The sequence below is a fragment of the Nocardia sp. NPDC058058 genome (genome assembly GCF_042885355.1).
GTDB lineage: Bacteria > Actinomycetota > Actinomycetes > Mycobacteriales > Mycobacteriaceae > Nocardia.
In genome coordinates this window covers 1-1,180 of the sequence record NZ_JBHVSA010000036.1, presented here as the reverse complement: position 1 = coordinate 1,180, position 1,180 = coordinate 1, and the positions used below count along the sequence as shown (strand labels likewise).

The 1,180-nt window shown below is 76.2% G+C and carries 2 protein-coding genes; one reads left to right on the top strand and one right to left on the bottom strand.

Annotated features, from left to right (window positions below; translation table 11 throughout):
• On the bottom strand, positions 1–847 hold an 847-nt coding region (locus ACFVUS_RS43975; protein ID WP_387781532.1), incomplete at its 3' end, for a helix-turn-helix domain-containing protein.
• A 119-nt stretch (positions 848–966) separates the two neighbouring features.
• Here ACFVUS_RS43975 and ACFVUS_RS43970 point away from each other — a divergent pair.
• A partial coding sequence (locus ACFVUS_RS43970) for a hypothetical protein (protein ID WP_387781529.1) occupies positions 967–1,180 on the top strand: 214 nt, incomplete at its 3' end.

The window sequence follows — 1,180 nt, the reverse complement described above, 5'->3', positions numbered from 1 at the left end:
CGGCCGAGCCGTTCGCGGTGGCCGGGGCGTCGGGGGCTCCGGGCGGGGACATGCCGATGATGGCCGGGGCGCCCATGGCGGCCCGGGGCTCCGACGCGTCCGGTGCGGCCTCGGGAGCGGACATGCCGGTGATGGCCGGGGCGACCGGGGTGGCCCGGGCCGGGTCCGCGGGGGCGGCTGAGGCCGCCGGGGTCACCGGGGTGGTTTGGGTTCGCGGGGTCGCCTGGGGCGCCGGGCTGCCTTGAGGCGACGGGGTCGCACCGGCGGCACGGTCCGTGTGGGCGGTTTGAGCCGAAGGGGTCGCCTCGGCGGCGTGGGCCGACTGGGCGGGTTGGGGCGACGGCGTTGCCTGGGCAGCGGGGGCGGCCTGGGGTGGCTGGGCAGGGTGGTGCGGCGCGTCCGGCTGGGGCGGCTGGGCCGTTTGGGGTGACGGGGGTGTGTTGGGGCGTGGAGGGGCCTGGGCCGATGGGGTGGTGGCGGGGCCTGGGTGGGTGCTGCGGGAGGGGGGAGGGGCCGGGGTTCTGGAGGGGGCGGGGTCGTGGGGCGCGCGCCTGGCCGGGGACTTGGGGCGGGGGCGGGCGTGGCCGCCGGCCGGGTGGCCGTGGGCGGCGGCGCGTTCGGACAGGCCCGCCAGGAACGCGGCGTACGAATCGCGCTTGCGCCCGCGCGGTTCGGTGCGGCCCAACTCCCAGGAGCGGACGGTGGTTCCGGTGACCCCGACCGCCGCCGCCACCTGCTCGTACGTCAGGTGCGCCCCCTCGCGCAGCTTTCGACGCTCCCCGGGCGCGGGGAGGACGGGCTCAGGGTCCTGGCTCTCGCCGGAGGTCGTACCGACGTTTTGTGTCATGCCACGCTCCCCGCGAACCGGCGACCCTGGGCGATAAAGTACATAAACGTATATTGAGCGACACCACGGACATTCGCCTGTTACCCGTCCATAGCGCGTGTCGTTGGCACCATGGCGGAGTGACCCAAGTAATCGAACGCGGGACCCCGTTGCCGACGCCTCAAAGGGCCGGCGGGCGGCGCCGTTCACCGGCCGCCGCCGCGTGTGTGCTGGGCGGTGCGATGGCCGCCGGACTGGGGCTCGGCTTCCTCGCCGTGCTCGTGATCGTGCTGTGGATCAGCTCCCCCTACCCCGACAGCGGCCCCGGCGGCGCGCTGCACCTCGCCGCCGGGC